The organism is Yersinia sp. 1252 StPb PI (assembly GCF_048593885.1).
In the GTDB taxonomy this organism is placed as follows: Bacteria; Pseudomonadota; Gammaproteobacteria; order Enterobacterales; family Enterobacteriaceae; genus Yersinia; species Yersinia enterocolitica_E.
Genome location: NZ_JAZGQE010000389.1, coordinates 1 through 1,166 on the forward strand (window position 1 = coordinate 1; position 1,166 = coordinate 1,166).

The window sequence follows — 1,166 nt, forward strand, 5'->3', positions numbered from 1 at the left end:
ATTAAGTTAATTTGTGAATGAGCTATTGATTGATGAACGCATATTTAAACTTTAAATAATTTATTGTCAATTTGTATTTTTAGGTGGTGGTCAAGTGCAGTTTAAGTTTTTTTTAAATTCCGATATTAAAAAATGCACAAGCTACTGTTAGCTATATTTTAAGATGTATAGCATCTCCCTTTATTTAAGTTTCGGAGTAAAAAACTATATATCTTCTAATTTGTGGCGTATGTTGCTGCATTGTTGATCTTGAAATAGAATAAATGCTGTTTTTAGGGTGTTTGTGTGGTTGTCATTAGGTATGTTTAGGTGCCATCGGTACGATTTAAATTTTTATGTTGAGAGTTACCGAGATACCAGCAATATCTCCCGAGGGGATTTATGAACAAAAGTGTCATGGTGGTTATTCATGAAAAAAATATATTTTTCTCTTTAGCATTGCAATCTGAACTATCCAAGCATTTAGATGAGATAACTGAATTAATACTTAATGATTCATTAATTATTTCGGCTAAAAAAACACAAATATTAAGACTGGTTTCAAAGCAGGATGCACAACGCTATTGTGAACGCCATGTTCGGAATACTCAGGGTAACAAAAAACACACATTATTTGTTGTGTTCTTGAATGATAGTAAGGGTTTAGCTGCCGACGGTAAATTACCTGATAATAACCCAGGCATTATATATGGTAATTACAGTAATAATATAATTGACGATATAATCCAGAATACTATTGGTTTACTGGAGGAAAAAGAACTTCAGGCTGAAGGTAATGCAATGAGTTACCCGGCCAGTGAGAGCACACTCACGGGCAAGGAACGCACCGTTATGTGTTATTTAAAGTTAGGTATTAACCCAGTGACTATAGCCCAGATAATGAAGCTCAGCATCAAAACGGTTAATGCACATAAGAACTCAATAATGAAAAAGATAAACATGGAAAAAAGAATACAATCGTATCGTTTTCATATTAATGAGGCGTGTTTGGCGTAATCTAGATGGTGTCAAAATCAAGAGAGTTTTTTTGTCGATAATTTGGGACTTATCCCTACGATGGTACTGCTCTCTTTTAACCTTCGTTCTGAATGATCCCTTCCCAATATTGATGCCAGGATAAATCAGAGATCCGGGTCGGTTTGCAGGCTTCGGACAAATTCTTCCGG

1 protein-coding gene is annotated in these 1,166 nt (G+C 34.6%); it reads left to right on the forward strand.

The window, feature by feature from the left end:
* The first annotated feature begins 381 nt into the window (after window positions 1-381).
* On the forward strand, window positions 382-996 hold the full coding sequence (locus V2A85_RS23830) for a helix-turn-helix domain-containing protein (RefSeq protein ID WP_420072573.1): 615 nt from the start codon (window positions 382-384) through the stop codon (window positions 994-996).
* Window positions 997-1,166 lie beyond the last annotated feature (170 nt).